Genomic DNA, 22,548 nt, shown 5'->3' on the forward strand with positions numbered 1-22,548 from the left:
GGGGGCTCCTTGGAGCCCCCTTCGTCATTCAGTGACTAACTTACTGAACGATTTTGGCTACGACGCCGGCACCAACGGTACGGCCGCCTTCGCGAATCGCGAAACGCAGGCCGTCTTCCATGGCGATCGGCGCGATCAGGGTAACAACCATTTGAATGTTGTCGCCCGGCATAACCATTTCAACGCCTTCCGGCAGTTCACAAGTACCGGTTACGTCGGTGGTACGGAAGTAGAACTGCGGACGGTAGCCCTTGAAGAACGGCGTGTGACGACCACCCTCTTCCTTGGACAGAACGTAGACTTCGGCTTCGAAGACGGTGTGCGGCTTGATGGTGCCCGGCTTGGCCAGTACCTGACCACGCTCGACGTCATCACGCTTGGTACCACGCAGAAGAGCACCAACGTTCTCACCGGCACGACCTTCGTCGAGCAGCTTACGGAACATTTCGACACCGGTAACGGTGGTCTTGGTGGTGTCCTTCATGCCGACGATTTCAACTTCTTCGCCCGCTTTAACGATACCGCGCTCTACACGACCGGTAACAACAGTACCACGGCCAGAGATAGAGAATACGTCTTCGATCGGCATCAGGAACGGCTGGTCGATCGCACGCTCCGGCTCCGGGATGTAGTCATCCAGCGCCTTGATCAGGTTGGCAACGGCGGTCGTACCCATGCCGTTGTCGTCCTTGCCTTCCAGCGCCATCAGAGCAGAGCCCGTGATGATCGGGGTGTCGTCACCCGGGAAGTCGTACTGAGACAGAAGTTCACGAACTTCCATTTCGACCAGCTCGAGGAGCTCTTCGTCATCGACCATGTCTGCCTTGTTCAGGAAGACAACGATGAACGGAACGCCAACCTGACGAGACAGCAGGATGTGCTCGCGAGTCTGCGGCATCGGGCCGTCAGCGGCAGAACATACCAGGATCGCGCCGTCCATCTGGGCAGCACCGGTGATCATGTTCTTGACGTAGTCAGCGTGTCCCGGGCAGTCGACGTGCGCGTAGTGACGCACTTCAGACTGATACTCAACGTGAGACGTTGCGATGGTGATACCGCGCTCGCGCTCTTCCGGAGCGTTATCGATGGTATCGAATTCACGCCAGTCGCCACCGAATACTTCGGCAGACACGCGAGTCAGGGCCGCAGTCAGAGTCGTTTTACCGTGGTCGACGTGACCGATGGTGCCGACGTTGATATGCGGTTTGGAACGTTCGAATTTTTCCTTAGCCACTGCTATAACCTCTTTACGTTAGCTAACGGTTAACCGTTTTGGTTGATGACGGCTTCAACGACGCTGGAGGGCGCCTCATCGTACTTCGCGAACTCCATGGAGTAGCTCGCACGGCCCTGGGTCTGAGAGCGTAGATCGGTTGCATAACCGAACATCTCACCCAGCGGCACCGTTGCACGGATGACCTTACCTGCAGAGGAGTCATCCATGCCCTGCACCAAGCCGCGACGACGGTTCAGGTCGCCCATGACGTCACCCATAAAGTCTTCGGGAGTCACGACCTCGACCTTCATCACCGGCTCCAGCAGCACGGCCTTGGCCTTCCTGGCACCTTCTTTCACGGCCATGGAAGAAGCAATCTTGAACGCGGTCTCGTTCGAGTCCACGTCGTGGTAGGAACCGTCAAACAGCGTCACTTTAACGTCGATCATCGGGTAGCCCGCGATGACACCGTTTTTCAGCTGCTCGTAAGCACCCTTTTCTACCGCCGGCACGTATTCCTTCGGAACCACGCCGCCCACGATTTCAGAAGCGAACTTGAAGAAGATTTCGTCTTCGCCTTCACCCTTCTCTTCAGCGGTCAGCGGCTCGATACGCAGGTAAACGTGACCGAACTGACCACGACCACCGGACTGACGTACGAACTTGCCTTCCTGCTCGACGCTGCCGCGAATGGTTTCGCGGTAAGCGACCTGCGGCTTACCGATATTGGCGTCAACCTTGAACTCGCGACGCATGCGGTCAACGATGATGTCCAGGTGCAGTTCACCCATACCGGAAATGATGGTCTGGCCGGTCTCTTCGTCGGTTTTCACCTGGAAAGAGGGATCTTCCTGGGCCAGCTTGCCCAGTGCCACGCCCATTTTTTCCTGGTCGGCTTTCGACTTCGGCTCGACGGCGACCGAAATAACCGGATCCGGGAATTCCATGCGCTCAAGGATAATCTTGTTATCGATGTCGCACAGCGTGTCACCCGTGGTGACGTCCTTCAGACCGATACAGGCGGCGATATCGCCGGCCAGAATTTCCTTGATCTCTTCACGCGAGTTGGAGTGCATCTGAACGATACGACCCACACGCTCTTTCTTGCCCTTGACGGAGTTGTACACGCCGTCGCCGGACTTCAGAACGCCCGAGTAAACGCGGATGAAGGTCAGGGTACCGACGAAGGGGTCGGTCGCGATCTTGAACGCCAGCGCCGCGAAGGGCTGGTTGTCGTCGGCTTCGCGGGTCGCGATGGTGCCGTCTTTATCGTCCAGTTCACCTTCGATCGCTTTAACTTCGGTCGGCGACGGCATGTATTCGATAACGCCGTCGAGAACCGCCTGCACGCCCTTGTTCTTGAACGCAGAGCCACAGGTGACCAGTACGACTTCGTTGGCGAGTGTACGCGCACGAAGGCCGGCCTTGATCTCTTCGATGGTCAAGTCGCCCTCTTCGAGGTACTTGTCCATCAACTCTTCGGACGCTTCCGCGGCACACTCGACCATCTCTTCGCGGTACTTCTCGGCGGTCTCCATGAGATCGTCAGGAATGTCCACGAGGTCGTAGTTCATGCCCAGGCTCGCCTCGTCCCACAGAATCGCTTTCATCTGCAGCAGGTCGATAACGCCCTTGAAGTCTTCCTCGGTGCCCCAGTTGATCTGGATCGGCACGGCGTTGGCGCCCAGACGATCCTTCAGCTGCTCGACGACCATGAAGAAGTCAGCGCCGGTACGGTCCATCTTGTTGACGAACACCATACGCGGAACTTCGTACTTGTTGGCCTGACGCCATACGGTTTCGGTCTGCGGCTGAACACCGGAGGAGCCACACAGAACGACGACCGCACCATCGAGAACACGCAAGGAACGCTCGACTTCGATCGTGAAGTCAACGTGCCCGGGGGTGTCGATGATGTTGATGCGGTGCTCGTCGAACTGCTTGTTCATGCCCTGCCAGAAACAGGTGGTCGCAGCTGAGGTGATAGTGATACCACGCTCCTGCTCCTGCTCCATCCAGTCCATGGTCGCCGCACCGTCGTGCACTTCGCCCACCTTGTGGGAAAGGCCGGTGTAAAACAGTACGCGCTCGGTTGTCGTGGTTTTACCCGCGTCAACGTGAGCGACGATACCGATATTGCGATAACGCTTTAGTGGAGTCTTGCGTGCCACGGTGAAACTCCCGTTAGTTGGCGATGCTATTGGATCCTGCGACTTCTTTTATGCCACCGCCGCCATCAGTGGATAGCGGCGGTGGGTTGCGGCGCGGCTTAAGCACAACGCACGCAACGGGTTAAAAGAAACCCACTCAGCAACGCCGAGCTTAGAAACGATAGTGAGAGAAGGCCTTGTTGGCTTCAGCCATACGATGCACGTCTTCACGCTTCTTGACAGCGGAGCCCTTGCCTTCGGCGGCGTCCAGCATTTCGCCTGCAAGGCGCTGAACCATCGTTTTTTCACCGCGGCGACGCGCAGCGTCTACCAGCCAGCGCATAGCCAGCGCCTGGCGGCGAGACGGACGAACTTCAACCGGCACCTGATAGGTCGCACCGCCAACGCGGCGCGATTTAACTTCGACCATCGGCTGAATGGTTTCCAGCGCTTTGTCGAAGATTTCCAGCGGCTCTTCATTACTACGCTCGGCAACCCTGTCCAACGCACCGTATACGATGCGCTCAGCTACGGACTTTTTGCCGCTGACCATCAGGTGGTTCATGAACTTCGCCAGGCGGTCACTTCCGAACTTCGGATCCGGCAGGATTTCGCGTTTGGCTACAACTCTTCTTCTAGGCATGATAAGCCCTCAATTAAGGATCCTTCAGGTAAACCCGGGGCTTACGGTCGCCTTTTGGCGTTGCCCGACCTTACTCTTATCAGACCAGCAAATTCGTATTAAAGAGACCGCGAGTCTTAGGACTTCGGCTTCTTGGTACCGTACTTGGAACGACCCTGACGACGGTTTTGAACGCCGGAGGTGTCGAGCGCGCCGCGAACGGTGTGATAACGCACACCGGGCAAGTCTTTTACACGACCGCCGCGGATCAGAACAACGGAGTGTTCCTGCAGGTTGTGACCTTCACCACCGATGTAGGAAGAGACTTCGTACCCGTTGGTCAGGCGCACACGGCAAACCTTACGCAGGGCCGAGTTCGGCTTCTTCGGGGTGGTGGTGTAAACGCGGGTGCAAACGCCGCGCTTTTGCGGGCAGGCCTGAAGCGCGGGCACGTCACTTTTCGTGACGGGGCGCTTGCGCGGCTTGCGCACTAGCTGATTAATCGTTGCCATGGTGTTTAGCTGACTCCAATGGTTGCCTTGGCCTTTTTCGCGGTGCGGGCGCACCCACCCCACTGTTAAAGGCTGCGCATTCTAATGGCTGACCCTGGGTTTCGTCAAGTCCCGCCGGCGTTTTGCCGGCAGAACCGCGTACCCAAGGCCAACCGCCTGGTGAATCACTCGACCGCGTGACTCGCCACCTTAACGCTGATTACAGCTCGTCATCGGTGTCGAGAGCGGTGAGCTGAGCACCCAGCTCCTGTTCGACCTCGGTCGCCGAGGGATTGAACAGACGCTCGACGTCTTCGCGCTTGCGACGACGCTCGGCGTGGTGGGTCAAACCGGTACCCGCCGGAATCAGACGCCCCACCACGACGTTTTCTTTCAAACCGCGCAGGTAGTCGCGCTTGCCGGTGACCGCCGCTTCGGTGAGTACCCGCGTGGTTTCCTGGAACGAGGCCGCCGAAATGAACGACTCGGTCGCCAGGCTCGCTTTGGTGATACCCAACAGCAGACGCGTGTACTTGGCCGGGAACTTGCCCTCTTTCTCGAGGCGCTCGTTCTGCTCGAGTACGCGTACAAGCTCCGCCTGGTCACCGGTGATGAAGTCGGAGTCACCGGAGTCGGTGATTTCGACCTTGCGCAGCATCTGACGCACGATGACTTCGATGTGCTTGTCGTTGATGCCAACACCTTGCAGACGGTAAACGTCCTGCACCTCGGCGGTGATGTACTTGGCCAGCTCCGCCACGCCCAGAAGACGCAGAATGTCGTGCGGGTTGCTCGGGCCATCGGAGATGACCTCGCCCTTCTCGACGGTCTCGCCTTCGAACACAGCGATCTGACGCCACTTGGGAATCAGCGCCTCGAAGGGGTCGCCGGATTCCGGGGTGATCGTCAGACGACGCTTGCCCTTGGTCTCCTTGCCGAAGCTCACCACGCCGCTGATCTCGGCGAGAATCGCCGACTCTTTCGGCTTACGCGCTTCGAACAGATCCGCTACGCGCGGCAGACCACCGGTGATGTCCTTGTTACCGGACGCCTCGACCGGAATACGGGCAACGACTTCACCCACGCCGATGGCGGTACCATCGTCGACGGAGATGATCGAGTTACCCGGCAGCAGGTACTGCACCGGCGTGTTGGAACCGGAGACCGACACGTACTCGCCAGCGGCGTCCTGCAGCATGACCATCGGACGCTTGTCGCGGCCGGCCATCGGGCGCGCCGCGGACTCGATTACCTCGATGGAAGAGAGGCCGGTCATCTCGTCGACGGAGCGGTGCATGGTGACACCCTCGTCGAGGTCGATGAACTGCGCTTTACCTTCCACCTCGGCCACGATCGGATGCGTGTGCGGGTCCCACTTGGCTACTGTCGCGCCGGCGTCGACGACGTCACCGTCGCGTACCGAAAGCTCGGCACCGTAGGGCAGCTTGTAGTACTCGCGCTCGCGACCGTGGTCGTCGGCGACGGCCAGGGCGCTGGAGCGTGACACCACGACCAGTTTGCCGTCGGCGCGCTCGACGTGCTTGATGTTGTGCAGACGTACCTTACCGCCATGCTTGACCTGAACGCTGTCCACGGCAGACGAACGCGAGGCCGCGCCGCCGATGTGGAAGGTACGCATGGTCAGCTGGGTACCCGGCTCACCGATGGACTGCGCGGCGATGACGCCGACGGACTCACCGATGTTGACTTGGTGACCGCGGGCCAGATCGCGCCCGTAACAGGACGAGCACACACCGTGCGGCGTGTCACAGGTAATGGTCGAGCGCACCACGATTTCATCGACACCCATGGTGTCGAGGGCCGCGCACCACTTCTCGTCGAGCAGCGTGTTACGCGCGATCAGCACTTCCTCGGTGCTCGGATCGATGACGTCCAGCGCCACGACACGACCCAGTACGCGCTGAGACAGCGGTACAATGATGTCGCCACCCTCGATGATCGGGTGCAGCGTCAGACCGTTTTCGGTGCCGCAATCGGTCTCGGTGATCACCAGATCCTGAGCCACGTCGACCAGGCGACGGGTCAGGTAACCGGAGTTGGCCGTTTTCAGGGCCGTATCCGCCAGACCCTTACGCGCGCCGTGGGTCGAGATGAAGTACTGCAGTACGTTCAGGCCTTCACGAAAGTTGGCCACGATCGGTGTTTCGATGATCGAGCCATCCGGCTTGGCCATCAGGCCACGCATACCGGCGAGCTGACGGATCTGGGCGGCACTACCACGGGCGCCGGAGTCGGCCATGATGAAGACGCTGTTGAACGAGTCCTGCTCGACTTCGTTGCCGTCGCGATCGATCACGGTCTCTTTCGAGATACCCGTCATCATCGCCTTGGCCACTTTATCGTTGGCCTTGGACCAGATGTCGATGACCTTGTTGTATTTCTCGCCCGCGGTCACAAGACCGGAGGAGAACTGGTCTTCGATCTCCTTGACCTCGGCTTCCGCCGCGTCGACGATCTCGGTCTTGGCATCCGGAATGACGAAGTCGTTGACGCCGATGGACGCGCCCGACCAGGTCGCCAGGCGGAAACCGGTGTACATCAGCTGGTCGGCGAAAATGACCGTGGGCTTGAGCCCGGAGCGACGATACACCTCGTTGATCAGCCCGGAGATCGCCTTTTTCTTCATCGGTTTGTCGATGAGCTCGAACGGCACGCCTTCCGGCAGAATGCGGAACAACAGCGCACGCCCGACGGTGGTGTCGTAAATGGAGCGCTTGTCGCTGCGCTCGCCGGTCTCTTCGTCGATCACGACTTCATCAAGGCGTACCTTGACGCGGGCGTGCAGCGAAACGGTTTGCGTACCGAAAGCGCGCTCGACCTCGTTGAGGCCGGAGAACACCATGCCCTCGCCCTTGGCGTTGATCTTTTCGCGGGTCATGTAGTAAAGACCCAAAACAACGTCCTGCGACGGTACGATGATCGGCTCGCCGTTGGCCGGCGACAGCACGTTGTTGGTCGCCATCATCAGCGCACGGGCTTCGAGCTGGGCTTCCAGCGTCAGCGGTACGTGGACCGCCATCTGGTCGCCGTCGAAGTCGGCGTTGTAGGCCGCACATACCAGCGGGTGCAGCTGGATCGCCTTGCCTTCGATCAACAGCGGCTCGAACGCCTGGATACCCAGACGGTGCAGCGTCGGCGCCCGGTTCAGGAGTACCGGGTGCTCGCGGATGACGTCGGCCAGGATGTCCCACACTTCCGGAAGCTCCCGCTCGACCATCTTCTTCGCGGCCTTGATCGTGGACGCATGGCCCAGCGACTGAAGCTTGGAGTAGATGAACGGCTTGAACAGCTCGAGCGCCATCTTTTTCGGCAGACCGCACTGGTGCAGACGCAGGGTCGGGCCGACGGTGATGACCGAACGACCGGAGTAGTCGACACGCTTACCCAGCAGGTTCTGACGGAAACGACCCTGCTTACCCTTGATCATGTCGGCAAGGGATTTCAGCGGGCGCTTGTTGGAGCCCGTGATCGCCCGGCCGCGACGGCCGTTATCCAGCAGCGCGTCGACCGCTTCCTGAAGCATACGCTTTTCGTTGCGCACGATGATGTCCGGCGCGTTCAGGTCGAGCAGGCGCTTCAGGCGGTTGTTACGGTTGATCACGCGACGGTACAGATCGTTCAGATCCGAGGTCGCGAAGCGGCCACCGTCCAGCGGGACGAGCGGACGCAGATCCGGCGGCAGCACCGGCAGCACTTCCATGACCATCCACGCCGGCGCGTTGCCGGAGTGGTAGAACGCTTCCAGAAGCTTCAGACGCTTAGAAAGCTTCTTGATCTTGGTCTCGGAGTTGGTCTGCGGAATCTCTTCACGCAGCGTATTGATCTCTTCTTCCAGATCGATGTCTTTGAGCAGTTCCTGCACGGCTTCGGCACCCATGCGGGCATCGAAGTCGTCACCGAACTCTTCGAGGGCTTCGAAGTACTGCTCGTCATTCAAAAGCTGACCACGCTCGAGCGTGGTCATACCCGGGTCGATCACGACAAAGGATTCGAAGTAGAGCACGCGCTCGATATCACGCAGGGTCATGTCCAGGAACATGCCGATGCGCGAGGGCAGTGACTTCAGAAACCAGATGTGCGCCACCGGGCTCGCAAGCTCGATGTGGCCCATGCGCTCACGGCGCACGGCCGCCTTGGTCACTTCGACGCCACACTTCTCGCAGATGATGCCGCGGTGCTTCATGCGCTTGTACTTGCCGCACAGGCACTCGTAGTCCTTCACTGGGCCAAAGATCTTGGCGCAGAACAGACCATCACGCTCGGGCTTGAACGTCCGGTAGTTGATGGTCTCGGGCTTCTTCACCTCGCCAAACGACCAGGAGCGAATCATGTCCGGCGACGCAAGGGTAATCTTGATCGCATCAAACTCTTCGGACTGAGACTGCGATTTGAGTACTTTCACCAAATCTTTCATTGGACAGCTCCTAGCTCTCTAACTCGATATCGATGCCCAGCGAGCGGATTTCCTTCACCAGTACGTTGAAGGACTCCGGCATGCCTGCCTGCATGGTGTGGTCGCCATCCACGATGTTCTTGTACATCTTGGTGCGGCCTTCGACGTCGTCCGACTTGACGGTGAGCATCTCTTGTAGCGTGTACGCCGCGCCGTAGGCTTCCAGAGCCCACACTTCCATCTCACCGAAGCGCTGGCCACCGAACTGCGCTTTACCACCCAGCGGCTGCTGGGTCACCAGCGAGTACGAACCGGTGGAACGGGCGTGCATCTTGTCGTCGACCAGGTGGTTGAGCTTCAGCATGTACATGTAGCCCACGGTCACCGGACGGTCGAAGCTGTCGCCGGTACGTCCGTCGTACAGCGTCATCTGGCCGGACTCGGGAATGTCGGCAAGCTTCAACAGGTGCTTGATCTCGTGCTCCTTGGCACCGTCGAACACCGGCGTTGCCATCGGCACACCGCCCTTGAGGTTCTTCGCCAGCGCGATGACTTCGTCATCAGAAAGCGAATCGATGTCCTCGAGGCGCGTACCCGGGGTGTTGTACACCTGGCCGAGGAAATCACGAATTTCCGCCAGCTGCTGACCGCGCGCATCGCGCAGCATCGCGTCGATCTTCACGCCAAGCCCGCGTGCCGCCATCCCCAGGTGGGTTTCGAGGATCTGACCCACGTTCATGCGCGACGGTACACCCAAGGGGTTCAGCACCAGATCGACCGGCTCGCCCTTCTCGTCGAACGGCATGTCCTCGATCGGCATGATCGCCGAGATGACACCCTTGTTACCGTGACGGCCGGCCATCTTGTCACCCGGCTGGATGCGACGCTTGACCGCCATGTAAACCTTGACGATCTTGAGCACGCCCGGCGCCAGGTCGTCGCCCTGGGTGAGCTTGCGCTTCTTGTCTTCGAAACGCTCGTCCATCTCTTTACGACGGTTTTCGAGCTGCTCATCCGCCTGGGCGAGCAGTTCGTTGAACGACTCGTCCTGCATGCGCAGCTTGAACCACTGCTGACGCGGAAGCTCTTCCAGGTAGGCCTCGTCGAGCACGTCGCCCTTCTTGAGCTGCGGGCCGCCGTTGACCGCCTGGCCGTCCAGGGTGCGCTTGAGACGCTCGAACGTGGCGTCCTCGGCGATCCGGTAGGTCTCCTGAAGATCCTTGCGGACTTCGTCGAGCTGCTCCTGCTCGATGGAGAGCGCGCGGGAGTCCTTCTCGACGCCGTCGCGGGTGAAGACCTGAACGTCGATGACGGTACCCTTCATGCCGGTCGGGGCACGCAGGGAAGTGTCTTTAACGTCGCTTGCCTTCTCACCGAAGATGGCACGCAAGAGCTTTTCTTCCGGCGTCAGCTGGGTTTCACCCTTCGGCGTCACCTTGCCGACCAGAATGTCGCCAGGGCCGACTTCGGCGCCGATGTAGACGACACCCGCCTCGTCCAGCTTGCCAAGCGCCGACTCGCCGACGTTGGGGATGTCCGAGGTGATCTCTTCCGGGCCGAGCTTGGTGTCGCGCGACACACAGGTCAGCTCCTGGATGTGGATCGTGGTGAAACGGTCTTCCTGGACCACCCGCTCGGAAAGCAGGATGGAGTCCTCGAAGTTGTAGCCGTTCCAGGGCATGAACGCGATGCGCATGTTCTGACCGAGGGCCAGATCACCCATGTCGACGGACGGGCCGTCGGCGAGGATGTCGCCGCGGGCGACGTTGTCGCCGGGGCGCACGATCGGGCGCTGGTTCATGCAGGTGTTCTGGTTCGAACGGGTGTACTTGGTCAGGTTGTAGATATCGACCCCGGCTTCACCGCCGATGATCTCGTCTTCATTGACCCGAACCACCACACGACGCGCATCGACGGAATCGATCACACCGCCACGACGCGCCACGGCGCACACGCCGGAATCGCGTGCAACGAAGCGCTCCATGCCGGTACCCACGAGCGGCTTGTCGGCGCGCAGAGTGGGAACGGCCTGACGTTGCATGTTCGCACCCATCAGGGCGCGGTTGGCATCATCGTGCTCAAGGAACGGGATCAGGGCCGCAGCCACCGATACAACCTGACGCGGGGACACGTCCATCAGCGTCACTTGCTCAGGACGCATGAAGGTAGTCTCGCCGCGGTGACGCACCTGAACCAGGTCATCACTGAGCTTGTTGGACTCGTCAACCGCCGCCGATGCCTGGGCGATAACGAAATCACCCTCTTCGATCGCTGACAGGTGAACGATATCGTCCGTCACCTGACCCGCGTTCACCTTGCGGTACGGCGTCTCGAGGAAACCGTAGCTGTTGGTGTGGCTGTAGGTGGCCAGCGAGTTGATCAGACCGATGTTCGGACCTTCCGGCGTCTCGATCGGGCACAGACGACCGTAGTGCGTGGCGTGTACGTCACGTACTTCGAAGCCTGCACGCTCACGGGTCAGACCACCCGGGCCGAGTGCAGACACACGACGCTTGTGGGTAACTTCCGAAAGCGGGTTGTTCTGGTCCATGAACTGTGAAAGCTGGCTTGAACCGAAGAACTCTTTCACCGCCGCCGCGACCGGCTTGGCGTTGATCAGATCCTGCGGCATCAGGCCTTCGCTTTCCGCCATGGACAGACGCTCTTTGACCGCACGCTCGACACGTACCAGACCCACGCGGAACTGGTTTTCGGCCATCTCGCCGACGCAGCGGATACGGCGGTTGCCCAGGTGATCGATATCGTCGACGTCACCAAAGCCGTTACGGATGTTGATCAGCTCGCGCAGTACATCCAGGATGTCCTTGCGATCCAGCACGCCGGAGCCGGTGTCGGAGTCGCGACGCAGGCGGCGGTTGAACTTCATCCGGCCGACACCGGAGAGATCGTAGCGATCTTCGGTGAAAAACAGGTTGTGGAACAGCGTCTCGGCGGCTTCCTTGGTGGGCGGCTCGCCGGGGCGCATCATGCGGTAGATCTCGACGAGCGCCTCGAGCTGCGACCCGGTGGTGTCGAGCTTCAGGGTGTCGGAGATGAACGAACCGCAGTCGAGATCGTTGGTGTAGAGCGTCTCGATTTGCGTGATGCCGCCCTGGGCCATGCGCTCGAGCACTTCCGGGGTGATCTCGGTGTTGCAGTTGACGATCAGCTCGCCGGTCTTGGCGTCGATCTGATCCTTGGCCAGGGTCTTGCCGTAGAGGTACTCCATCGGCACTTCCAGACGCTCGAGTCCGGCCTTTTCCAGCTGGCGGATGTGCTTCTGGGTGATACGACGGCCTTCCTCGACGATCAGCTCACCGTTGCCATCCTTGATGTCGAAGGTGGCGGTGTCACCGCGCAGACGCGACGGCACGAGCTCCACGGAGAAGCCGGACTTCTCGATGTGAAACTTGCTGGTCTCGAAGAATTCGTCGAGGATCTCTTCGGTGCTCATGCCAAGCGCACGCATGAGTACCGACGCCGGCAGTTTGCGGCGACGGTCGATACGCACGAACACGTTGTCTTTCGGGTCGAACTCGAAGTCGAGCCAGGAGCCGCGGTAAGGAATCACGCGAGCAGAGTAAAGGAGCTTGCCAGAAGAGTGGCTTTTGCCCTTGTCGTGATCGAAGAACACACCGGGTGAGCGGTGGAGCTGGGAAACGATTACCCGCTCGGTACCGTTGATGACGAAGGTACCGTTCTCGGTCATCAGGGGGATTTCCCCCATGTAGACTTCTTGCTCTTTGATATCTTTAATGGCTTTATTGGAAGAGTCGCGATCATAAATGATCAAGCGAACCTTCACACGCAGCGGTGCCGAGTAGGTGACACCGCGCAGCTGGCACTCTTTTACGTCGAACGCCGGCGTGCCGAAGCGGTAGCTGACATACTCGAGCGCGGCGTTGCCGGAAAAGCTCTCGATCGGAAAGACGGACTTAAACGCCGCATGCAGACCGACCTCGTGACGCTCGTCAGGCGAACGGTCCTGCTGGAGAAAGTCGTAGTAGGAATCAAGCTGGATCGCCAGCAAGTAAGGCACATCCATCACTTGGGGCAGTTTGCCGAAATCCTTGCGGATGCGTTTTTTCTCAGTATATGAGTAAGCCATCTGTATTCCCCAGCTTGTTCACCATGGGTGGCCGATGCGTGGTCATCTGCCCCGCGGGCGTTTCAGACGCAGACAGCAAGCTCCTAAATCGGTAGCTCGCCGTCAAAAATCTTGATAGATAACAGTGTTATCGGACGCTCATTCGGGTATAAGACCCTTTAACGACGATACCAAACACCGGTCTTACTGTGTGGCTGCCCTTATGGCAGCCTTTCTGCATAACACGGCAGCGCGTTTGATGCCAGCTACAACAGAAAAAGGCCGGCAGCGGGAGGGCCCGCCGCCAGCCGTGGAAGCTTACGCCGCGCGTAAAGCCACCGGCACAAGAATTACTTGAGCTCGACGGATGCGCCTGCTTCTTCCAGCTTGGTCTTCGCAGCTTCTGCGTCGTCCTTGGACATGCCTTCTTTCAGCGTGGCCGGTGCGCCGTCGACGGCACCCTTGGCTTCTTTCAGGCCAAGACCGGTGATTTCGCGAACGGCCTTGATGACGTTGACTTTCTTGTCGCCAGCAGAGGTCAGAACCAGGTCGAACTCGGTCTGCTCTTCAGCAGCAGCTTCGCCGCCAGCAGCCGGGCCAGCCATAACAGCTGCAGCAGCTGATACGCCGAATTTCTCTTCCATCGCTTCGATCAGCTCGACAACTTCCATTACGGACATGTCGGCTACAGCATTGATGATATCGTCTTTGGACAGTGCCATTGTTTCATTCCTAACTTTGCGGGAGTCTTGCGACTCGGGATTCGTTGCTCGGTTCACGCAGCGCCTTCACGCTGCCAACAGGTGAAGCGGTTTACGCCGCTTCGGCTTCCTGCTTCTGGTCGCGCAGAGCGGCCAGAGTACGAACCAGCTTGCCAGCGGAGGCCTCTTTCATGACCGACATCAACTTGGCGATTGCCTCGTCGTAAGTCGGCAGGGTTGCCAGACGGTCGATGTCGGCAGCCGGAATCAGCTCACCTTCGTAGGCCAGCGCTTTTACTTCGAAGTTCTGCTCGGTCTTGGCGAACTCCTTGAACAAACGAGCGGCAGCGCCCGGATGATCGGTGGAGAAGGCCAACAGAGTCGGGCCAACGAAGCTCTCGGTCAGGCACTCCCACTGAGTGCCCTCGAGGGCGCGGCGTGCCAGCGTGTTGCGGACAACACGGATCTGGACGCCATTCTCGCGCGCTTGCTTGCGCAGGTCGGTCATTTTGCCGACCGTCACGCCGCGAGAATCGGCAACTACGACGGAGAGTGCGTCCTTGGCCGCTTCACTCACCTCGGCAACAATCGCTTTCTTGCCTTCAAGTGCTAGTGGCACAGTGATCACTCCTTCGTGCCGGACCTTCAAGGCCCGGTGGTTACCATCTCTTTCGGAGCCAACCGCTCCCCGAAAGCCGTAGGGATGGTGCTCACCAGACAAGCGCTGCTTAAAAGCATCAACCAACTGGCGGCCACACCATCTGCGCAGGCGCTTTGAGCGATTAAGCCATCGAGGCGTTGCCCCGTGTGGCACCTGCGGTCTTTGACGGCGCCCCACGCGTGCGTGGGGGACCGCAAAGTTCTTGCCTTACTTCTGTCAGGCGCGCCGGGCAGTGCCCGGCGCGCCTTCCATCGAACTCCGACGACGCTTAGACGTAGGCAGAGTGGTCGATGGTGATACCCGGGCCCATGGTAGTGGACAGGGTCATTTTCTTGAAGTAGATGCCCTTGGACGTGCTCGGCTTGAGACGCTTGAGGTCGGCGACCAGCGCTTCCAGGTTACCGGCAACGGCGCTCGCTTCAAAATCGATCTTACCCAGCGTGGTGTGGATAATACCGTTTTTGTCGGTACGGAAACGTACCTGGCCGGCCTTGGCGTTTTTCACCGCGGTGGCGACGTCCGGGGTCACGGTGCCGACTTTCGGGTTCGGCATCAGACCGCGCGGGCCGAGGATCTGACCCAGCTGGCCCACGACGCGCATGGCGTCCGGCGAGGCGATGACGACGTCAAAGTCCATCACGCCCTTTTTGACCTGCTCGGCCAGCTCGTCCATGCCCACGATGTCGGCGCCGGCTTCTTTAGCGGCATCGGCGTTGGCACCCTGGGTGAAAACGGCAACGCGTACGTCCTTGCCAGTACCGTTGGGCATGACGGTGGCGCCACGAACGACCTGGTCGGATTTACGCGGATCAACGCCCAGGTTGATCGCCACGTCCACGGACTCCTTGAACTTCACGGTGGAGAGCTCGGAGAGCAGGTTGACCGCTTCTTCCAGAGAGTACGCTTTCTTGGTGTCTACTTTGGCACGAATGTTCTGCGCGCGCTTGGACAGTTTAGCCATGATCAGAGACCCTCCACGTTTAGGCCCATGCTACGAGCGCTACCAGCGATCGTGCGTACGGCGGCGTCAAGATCGGCAGCCGTCATGTCCGGCTCTTTGGTGCGGGCGATCTCTTCGAGCTGCTCGCGGGTCACGGTACCGACCTTCTGCTTGTTCGGTACGCCAGAACCTGACTTGATGCCAGCAGCTTTTTTCAGCAGCACGGCGGCAGGCGCGGTTTTGGTGACGAACGTGAAGCTACGATCGGAATAAACGGTGATCACGACCGGCGTCGGCAGGCCCGGCTCGATGTCCTGAGTCGCGGCGTTGAACGCTTTACAGAACTCCATGATGTTGACGCCGTGCTGACCCAATGCAGGGCCCACGGGCGGACTCGGATTGGCTTTACCTGCAGCGACCTGCAGTTTGATATAAGCCTGTACTTTCTTGGCCATGGTGATTACTCCAGTTGGGTGATAACGCCTGACGGCTCCCCGGTGTACGTAAAACGGCCAAAGCCGTTTTACATGAAAATCGTTTTATCGCGCGGCCTTTTCGACCGGTCTCTTCCACCCTGCTCTTTCTTGCTCGGTTATCTCGACCGGATCTTTTAGAGCGAGCCTTATCTGGCTAGTCCTTCTCGACCTGGGAGAACTCGAGCTCCACGGGCGTGGCGCGACCGAAAATCAGCACGCTGACCTGCAGGCGGCTCTTTTCGTAGTTCACTTCTTCGACGACGCCGTTGAAGTCGGCGAACGGCCCGTCGGTAACGCGAACCGACTGACCCGGCTCGAACATGGTCTTCGGCCGCGGCTTGTCGGTGCCATCCTTGACGCGATGCAGGATAGCGTCCGCCTCGCGAGGGGTAATCGGCGCCGGCTTCTCCTTGGTGCCACCGATGAAGCCCATCACGCGAGGCGTCTCGTTGACCAGATGCCAGGTTTCGTCGACCATCTCCATCTCGACCAGCACGTAGCCCGGATAGAACTTGCGCTCACTCTTGCGGCGCTTGCCGTCGCGCATTTCGACCACTTCTTCCGTTGGCACCAAAATTTCGCCGAAGCGGTCTTCCATGCCGTACATCTTCACCCGCTCGATGAGCGAGCGCATCACGTGCTTTTCAAAGCCGGAATAGGCGTGGACGACATACCAACGTTTGGACATGAAAACTCCTAACCAATGACGCCGGACATTGCCCAGCCAAGAAGCGTGTCGATCAACCAGAGCATCAGACCAACGACCATAACGGCTACCAGCACGATGGCGGTGGTCTGAATGGTTTCGGCGCGCGTGGGCCAAACGACCCGCTGAATCTCTTTCTTGGCGCTAACCGCAAGCTCGACCAGCGCGCGACCCTTGGTCGTGGTCAGCGCAATGAGGCCGGCGCCGGCGCACAAAAGCACGACACCCAGCACCCGGTAGAGCAAGGCGACATCGGCAAAATACGTGTTACCCACAACGGCAACGACAAGCAGCGCCGCGACGGCTACCCACTTGAGGCCATCGTGACGTGATTGTTGCACCTCGGCGCCAGGTTTTACGGAACTAGGCTTCATGAAAACGAGACTCCTCAGGGTGCAGCAAGCGACTTGGAATTCTTGAAAAAGACATACCAACCTGGGGAAGGTTGGCAGGCCAGGAGGGACTCGAACCCCCAACCTGCGGTTTTGGAGACCGCTGCTCTGCCAATTGAGCCACTGGCCTGTATCATCGTGTGCAGTTGCACACCTGCGCTACAGCGGGCAGCATGATAGCGAAGAACCGCCACCGTGACAACCCCAAACGTCGTCTACCGCATCGCGCGGCGACAAGACAAAAAAAGCGAGCAATGCCCGCTTTTTTTCGAAATATGGAGCTCATGGACGGAATTGAACCGTCGACCTCACCCTTACCAAGGGTGTGCTCTACCCCTGAGCTACATGAGCTTAACTTGCACTACAACCAACAGCGCTTGACTGGAGCGGGCGGCGGGAATCGAACCCGCACCATCAGCTTGGAAGGCTGAGGTTCTACCATTGAACTACGCCCGCTTGATCAAACATGAATCAAAAACCGGCAAGCTCAACCGAAAAACACGCCTTGCGGCTTTCAACTCCAGCAGCAAAATCAACGCTGCCGTAAAACTGGTGGAGAGGGAAGGATTCGAACCTTCGAAGCTTTCGCGGCAGATTTACAGTCTGCTCCCTTTGGCCACTCGGGAACCTCTCCAGCTGTGGCGGCACATTATGCCAGCCTCCAAAACAGTGTCAAGCCAGATAGCTACTTAATTTATCAAAGCTTTTGACTCAGCGTACGCCGCTTTCACGGGCCGCACTGCCTTGGAACGCGCTGCATTCTGTCAAAGCAGCATGGAAAAAGCAAGCGCCGCGCGAATTTTTTCCAACGCCACCGGCTCGGGCACCCTTGGCGCCCCGGCCATGCGGCCAGCGCGCTCGGCAAAGGTGAGCGGAAAACTCGCCTCCAGCCCGCCATACACCATGTCCGGCCACACCGCATGAGGCACACGCACCCCGCGGGAGATCACCCGCGCATCGCCGCCGGTCAGAAGCATGGGCAGCGTGACGCCCTGCTGGTCACACACCTCGCTATACACCCGGTTGATTGCGCTGACCGCCGCCATATAAATGCCGTGGTTGACCGCATCCACCGTGCGCCGGCCAGGCTCCAGCAGCGCCTCGGCTTCGCTGTCCGGGTCGATCGCCACGTTGCGCGTGCCAAGCTGCAGGCTCTCTTTCATCAACCTGAGCCCGGGGATGATAAAGCCGCCCAGATGCATCCCTCCGGGGAGCACGAAATCCACGGTGATGGCGCTGCCGCAGTCCACCGCGCAGCAGCCGCCGGCGAGCTGGTAGCCCGCCAGCGCCCCCATCCAGCGATCCACCCCGAGCTTGCCCGGCTCGTCGTAGCCGTTGATCACCCCAAGCGACTCGGGCAGCGATTTGGCGACGAAGACGTGGCGCACCTGGCGGCGCAAAAGCTTGACCGTGTCGTCGAGCACTGCGGCGCGGGCGACGCTTGAAATACGCACCGCCTCGACCACGTCGAGATCCGGAATATCCGCGCCGGGGCGCCACTCCTCGCGCGTCCATACGGCCCCGCGCGAGCGAATCTCGCTGCTATTGGCATCCTTCAGGCGCCACTTGGAGAGCGTGTTACCAATATCCAGATCCAGAATCATAGGCGCCTACGCACGCTGATCTCACCGCCGGACAAACGCCGCGTCTGGCCGCTTTCATTCACCCAGAGGTTGCCGCTGTCGTCGACATCGCCGGCGACCGCCTCGCTTTCTCGGGCGCCCTGAATGACGCGCACGCCAAGCCCCTTGTAGGCATGGCGCGCGTTCCACTCGTCGCGCCAGATGCCAAAGCCGTGCTCCTCGAAGCCAGCAAGCATGGCCAGAAGCCCTGCGATGACCTCGGCGGCGAGCTGATTGCGTGAAAGCGTCGGCACCTCGTCGAAAAGCGCAGCCACCGGCTGGTCGATCGTCTCGCGCAGGCTTTGGGGCAAAAAGAGGTTCATGCCCATGCCGATCACGGCCTCGCAGGGGCCGGCGGCGTCGCCGGTCACCTCGATCAGAATACCGGCGAGCTTACCGAGCTCGCCGCCTTTATCAGAAAGCAGGACGTCGTTGGGCCATTTGAGTTTGGGCGTTACCCCGTGGCGCTCGAGCACCTGAGCCACCACCACGCCCACCGCCAGGCTCAGCCCCTCAAGCGAGGCCACCCCGGCCTCGAAGCGCCAGCCAAGCGAGAGCATCAGACTCTGCCCCCAGGGCGTGGACCATACCCGCCCGCGCCGCCCACGCCCGGCGGTTTGCAGCTCGACCAGGCACACCTCGCCGTGGCCGGCACCCTGATCGAAGCGCGCGCGCAGATACTCGTTGCTCGAGGCAAGCTGGTCCTCGACGAACAGGCGCGCCAGCAGATGGCGCGCCTCGGCGGGAAGCTCCGATACCACCCGCTTGCCGTCCAGCGGCTCCAGCGGCTGGGCCAGGCGGTACCCGCGGCCTTTCACTGCGACCAGCTCTACCCCCATGGCGTCGAGCTTCTTGAGCTGTTTCCATACCGCGGCGCGGGAAACGCCCAGCGCCTGGCCGAGCGCCTCACCGGAATGGACGTCGCCATCGCTTAACAAACGCATCAGGTTACCGATGGTCATGTCCTTGCCCTGGTTGGGAAAACGCCTATCTTACCGGATGCGCCCAGGCAGCGAAAACTGCCGCCATTGGGTTATTGACTTGCCTCTTTATTTAAGACAGCGCTGGTAGTCGCCCCACCCCAGACCCTATAATGCCGCCCTATTTTTCCAGCAGGATCGCGTCGTGATCGAGAATCTTCGTAACATTGCCATTATCGCCCACGTTGACCACGGTAAGACTACCCTGGTCGACAAGCTGTTGAGTCAATCCGGTACGCTTGATCGTAAGGCCGAAGGCCAGGAGCGTATCATGGATTCGAACGACCAGGAGAAGGAGCGCGGTATCACCATCCTGGCCAAGAACACCGCTATCAAGTGGCAGGATGACAAGGGTACGGACTACCACATCAACATCGTCGACACCCCCGGGCACGCCGACTTCGGTGGCGAAGTCGAGCGCGTCATGTCGATGGTGGACTCGGTCCTGCTGCTGGTCGACGCCGTCGACGGCCCGATGCCGCAAACCCGCTTCGTGACCCAGAAGGCCTTCGCCCAGGGCCTGAAGCCGATCGTCGTGGTCAACAAGATCGACCGCCCCGGCGCGCGCCCGGACTGGGTCATCGACCAGATCTTCGATCTGTTCGACAACCTCGGCGCCTCGGACGAGCAGCTCGACTTCCCGATCATCTACTGCTCGGCGCTCAACGGCATCGCCGGCATGGAGCCGGACGCGCTCGAAGAGAGCATGGACCCGATGTTCAAGTCGATCGTCAACATCGTTGAGCCGCCCAAGGTCGAAATCGACGGTCCGTTCCAGATGCAGATCTCCGCGCTCGACTACAACAGCTACGTTGGCGTCATCGGTCTTGGCCGCATCAAGCGCGGTAGCGTCAAGCCCGGCCAGCAGATCAGCGTGATCACCAAGGAAGGCAATACCCGTAAGGGCAAGATCGGCCAGGTGATGACCCACATGGGTCTCGAGCGCGTGCAGACCGACGAAGCCACCGCTGGCGACATCGTCTGCATCACCGGTATCGAAAATCTGGCGATCTCCGATACGCTGTGCGACCAGAACGCCGTCGAAGCGCTGCCGCCGCTGACCGTCGACGAGCCGACCGTCTCCATGACCTTCCAGGTCAACGATTCGCCGTTTGCCGGCAAGGACGGCAAGTACGTTACCAGCCGCAACATTCGTGACCGCCTCGAGCAGGAGCTGATCCACAACGTGGCGCTGCGCGTCGAGCAGGGCGAAACCCCGGAGAAGTTCAAGGTCTCCGGTCGTGGCGAGCTGCACCTGTCGGTACTCATCGAGTCCATGCGCCGTGAAGGCTTCGAGCTGGCCGTTGGCCGCCCCGAGGTCATCATCAAGGAGATCGACGGCGAGAAGCAGGAGCCCTACGAAGAAGTCATCATCGACTGCGAAGAGCAGCATCAGGGCGCGATCATGGAAGAGCTCGGCTACCGCAAGGGCGAGCTCTCCAACATGAACCCGGACGGCAAGGGCCGTGTGCGCCTGGACTTCATCATCCCGGCGCGTGGCCTGATCGGCTTCCGCGGTCAGTTTCTGACCCTGACCTCCGGCACCGGCATCCTGACCAGCCGCTTCGATCACTACGGTCCGCTCAAGCCTGACGCGTCCATCGAGCGTCGCAACGGCGTGCTGGTCTCCATGGTCGGCGGCAAGGCGCTTTCTTATGCGCTTTACACCCTGCAGGAGCGCGGCAAGCTGATCATCGATCACGCCACCGAAGTTTACGAAGGCATGCTGATCGGTATCAACAACCGTGCCAACGACATGGTCGTGAACCCGACCAAGGGTAAGAAGCTCGACAACATGCGCTCTACCGGTAACGATGAAAACATCGTGCTGACGCCGCCGATCAAGTTCACCCTGGAGCAGGCGATCGAATTCCTCGACTCCGACGAGCTGGTGGAAGTGACCCCGTCGCATATCCGTCTGCGCAAGAAGCACCTGACCGAAAACGAGCGTAAGCGCGCCGGCAAGAAATAAGCCCGCCGCTCGTCTGAAAAGCCCGCCACCGCGCGGGCTTTTTTGTGCCCGGCGTTTGGGCTCGCGCGCATTTAACGCCCTGATTAACGCAGCCTAAACGCAAGGGGGCTGGAAAGCGGACCCGTTCTGTCGCAAAGTAGGATGCGAACCGCGCCCAAGAACGCGGCTATCCTACAATTCATACAGGTGTTTGGATCGCGATCCGAGCCGACACCCACAGGGACGCTCCCGCACACAAGCCGTGTCGCCGCGCCGGCGCCGCCCTTTCAAGGGCCAGGCAATGGCCGGGCAGCTGCCTTCCCTGGCAAGAGGACACCATGACCCCGATTATCGAAGTACAACACGTCAACAAGGCCTTCGGCGGGCTACACGTCATCAACGACTGCTCGATCAAGGTCGAAAAAGGCTCCATCACCGGCATGATCGGCCCCAACGGGGCGGGCAAATCGACGCTTTTCAACCTGATCGCGGGCTCTCTCGTCCCGGACAGTGGCCGTATCCTGCTCGACGGCGAAGAGATCACCCCGCTTCCCGCCGACGCCCGCTTTCACAAGGGATTACTGCGCACCTTCCAGATCGCCCACGAGTTCAGCCAGATGAGCGCGCTGGAGAACCTGATGATGGTGCCGCCGCGCCAGGCCGGCGAGCGTTTGTTCAACACCTGGTTCAAGCCGGGGCTGGTGCGCCACGAGGAGGACGAGGTGCGCCGCCGGGCGCTGGAGGTGATCGACTTCGTGGGCCTGCATCACGTGAGAAACGAGCTGGCGGGCAACCTTTCCGGCGGGCAGAAAAAGCTTCTCGAGCTTGGCCGCACCATGATGACCGACGCGAAAGTGGTGCTGCTCGACGAGATCGCCGCCGGGGTCAACCGCACGCTCCTGGGCGATCTGATGGGCAACATCGAGCGGCTCAACCGCGAAATGGGCTACACCTTTTTGGTCATCGAGCACGACATGGAGATGATCAGCCGGCTGTGCGACCCGGTCATCGTGCTGGCCCAGGGCAGCGTCATGGTCGAGGGTTCGATCGAGGCGATCCAGCAAAATCCCGAGGTGATCGAGGCCTATTTCGGCAGCGATGCCGCTTAGCGCGGTGCCAACAACAACACACTCTTTCGA

At 60.2% G+C, this 22,548-nt stretch carries 16 protein-coding genes and 4 tRNA genes; 2 read left to right on the top strand and 18 right to left on the bottom strand.

The features are described 5' to 3' along the window. Positions 1 to 40 precede the first annotated feature (40 nt). The 18 genes from tuf to RN347_RS16165 all read right to left on the bottom strand — a co-directional run bounded on the left by tuf (position 41) and on the right by RN347_RS16165 (position 19,440). A complete protein-coding gene (gene tuf / locus RN347_RS16080; RefSeq protein ID WP_252105859.1) occupies positions 41 to 1,234 on the bottom strand; it encodes an elongation factor Tu in 1,194 nt (397 codons plus the stop codon). A gap of 29 nt (positions 1,235 to 1,263) precedes the next feature. Beyond that, on the bottom strand, positions 1,264 to 3,387 hold the full coding sequence (gene fusA / locus RN347_RS16085; protein ID WP_263585838.1) for an elongation factor G: 2,124 nt from the start codon (positions 3,385 to 3,387) through the stop codon (positions 1,264 to 1,266). A gap of 151 nt (positions 3,388 to 3,538) precedes the next feature. Then, positions 3,539 to 4,009, bottom strand: coding sequence for a 30S ribosomal protein S7 (gene rpsG / locus RN347_RS16090; protein WP_252105857.1), 471 nt, complete (start codon positions 4,007 to 4,009; stop codon positions 3,539 to 3,541). A 116-nt stretch (positions 4,010 to 4,125) separates the two neighbouring features. Continuing rightward, on the bottom strand, positions 4,126 to 4,500 hold the full coding sequence (rpsL, locus tag RN347_RS16095) for a 30S ribosomal protein S12 (RefSeq protein WP_263585837.1): 375 nt from the start codon (positions 4,498 to 4,500) through the stop codon (positions 4,126 to 4,128). Positions 4,501 to 4,699: 199 nt separating this feature from the next. Further along, complete coding sequence (rpoC, locus tag RN347_RS16100) at positions 4,700 to 8,914, bottom strand: DNA-directed RNA polymerase subunit beta' (RefSeq protein ID WP_311958915.1); 4,215 nt, start codon at positions 8,912 to 8,914, stop codon at positions 4,700 to 4,702. Positions 8,915 to 8,924: 10 nt separating this feature from the next. Then, positions 8,925 to 13,001: a DNA-directed RNA polymerase subunit beta gene (gene rpoB, locus RN347_RS16105; RefSeq protein ID WP_263585835.1), complete on the bottom strand. Its 4,077-nt coding sequence runs from the start codon at positions 12,999 to 13,001 to the stop codon at positions 8,925 to 8,927. A 329-nt stretch (positions 13,002 to 13,330) separates the two neighbouring features. Next, entirely contained in the window at positions 13,331 to 13,702 is a 372-nt protein-coding gene (gene rplL, locus RN347_RS16110) for a 50S ribosomal protein L7/L12 (RefSeq protein WP_263585834.1), read from the bottom strand. 91 nt (positions 13,703 to 13,793) lie between these two features. Then, positions 13,794 to 14,300, bottom strand: a complete 507-nt coding sequence (rplJ, locus tag RN347_RS16115) for a 50S ribosomal protein L10 (protein WP_263585833.1) — start codon at positions 14,298 to 14,300, stop codon at positions 13,794 to 13,796. 310 nt (positions 14,301 to 14,610) lie between these two features. Beyond that, on the bottom strand, positions 14,611 to 15,303 hold the full coding sequence (gene rplA / locus RN347_RS16120) for a 50S ribosomal protein L1 (RefSeq protein ID WP_252105851.1): 693 nt from the start codon (positions 15,301 to 15,303) through the stop codon (positions 14,611 to 14,613). Between the two features lie 2 nt (positions 15,304 to 15,305). Further along, positions 15,306 to 15,737, bottom strand: a complete 432-nt coding sequence (gene rplK, locus RN347_RS16125) for a 50S ribosomal protein L11 (RefSeq protein WP_263585832.1) — start codon at positions 15,735 to 15,737, stop codon at positions 15,306 to 15,308. A 175-nt stretch (positions 15,738 to 15,912) separates the two neighbouring features. Further along, positions 15,913 to 16,446, bottom strand: coding sequence for a transcription termination/antitermination protein NusG (gene nusG, locus RN347_RS16130; RefSeq protein WP_263585831.1), 534 nt, complete (start codon positions 16,444 to 16,446; stop codon positions 15,913 to 15,915). An 8-nt stretch (positions 16,447 to 16,454) separates the two neighbouring features. After that, a complete protein-coding gene (gene secE, locus RN347_RS16135; RefSeq protein WP_263585830.1) occupies positions 16,455 to 16,838 on the bottom strand; it encodes a preprotein translocase subunit SecE in 384 nt (127 codons plus the stop codon). A 72-nt stretch (positions 16,839 to 16,910) separates the two neighbouring features. Next, positions 16,911 to 16,986: transfer RNA gene (locus RN347_RS16140), tRNA-Trp, on the bottom strand. A 146-nt stretch (positions 16,987 to 17,132) separates the two neighbouring features. After that, positions 17,133 to 17,207 (bottom strand) — tRNA-Thr (locus tag RN347_RS16145). Between the two features lie 31 nt (positions 17,208 to 17,238). Then, positions 17,239 to 17,312, bottom strand: a tRNA-Gly gene (locus tag RN347_RS16150). A 94-nt stretch (positions 17,313 to 17,406) separates the two neighbouring features. Continuing rightward, positions 17,407 to 17,490, bottom strand: a tRNA-Tyr gene (locus RN347_RS16155). A gap of 130 nt (positions 17,491 to 17,620) precedes the next feature. After that, on the bottom strand, positions 17,621 to 18,460 hold the full coding sequence (locus tag RN347_RS16160; RefSeq protein WP_263585829.1) for a type III pantothenate kinase: 840 nt from the start codon (positions 18,458 to 18,460) through the stop codon (positions 17,621 to 17,623). After that, the gene (locus RN347_RS16165) at positions 18,457 to 19,440 is read right to left on the bottom strand and encodes a biotin--[acetyl-CoA-carboxylase] ligase (protein ID WP_311958916.1); all 984 of its coding nucleotides are present in this window, start codon (positions 19,438 to 19,440) and stop codon (positions 18,457 to 18,459) included. Before RN347_RS16165 ends, RN347_RS16160 begins: the two co-directional genes overlap by 4 nt. 163 nt (positions 19,441 to 19,603) lie before the next feature. Here RN347_RS16165 and typA point away from each other — a divergent pair, with 163 nt between their 5' ends. Continuing rightward, on the top strand, positions 19,604 to 21,430 hold the full coding sequence (typA, locus tag RN347_RS16170) for a translational GTPase TypA (RefSeq protein ID WP_263585827.1): 1,827 nt from the start codon (positions 19,604 to 19,606) through the stop codon (positions 21,428 to 21,430). A 317-nt stretch (positions 21,431 to 21,747) separates the two neighbouring features. Beyond that, positions 21,748 to 22,518 carry an ABC transporter ATP-binding protein gene (locus tag RN347_RS16175; RefSeq protein ID WP_311958917.1) on the top strand — a complete coding sequence of 257 codons (771 nt, stop codon included), beginning with the start codon at positions 21,748 to 21,750 and terminating at the stop codon, positions 22,516 to 22,518. Positions 22,519 to 22,548: the final 30 nt, after the last annotated feature.

The organism is Halomonas sp. PAMB 3264 (assembly GCF_031954245.1).
Taxonomy (GTDB): Bacteria; Pseudomonadota; Gammaproteobacteria; order Pseudomonadales; family Halomonadaceae; genus Vreelandella.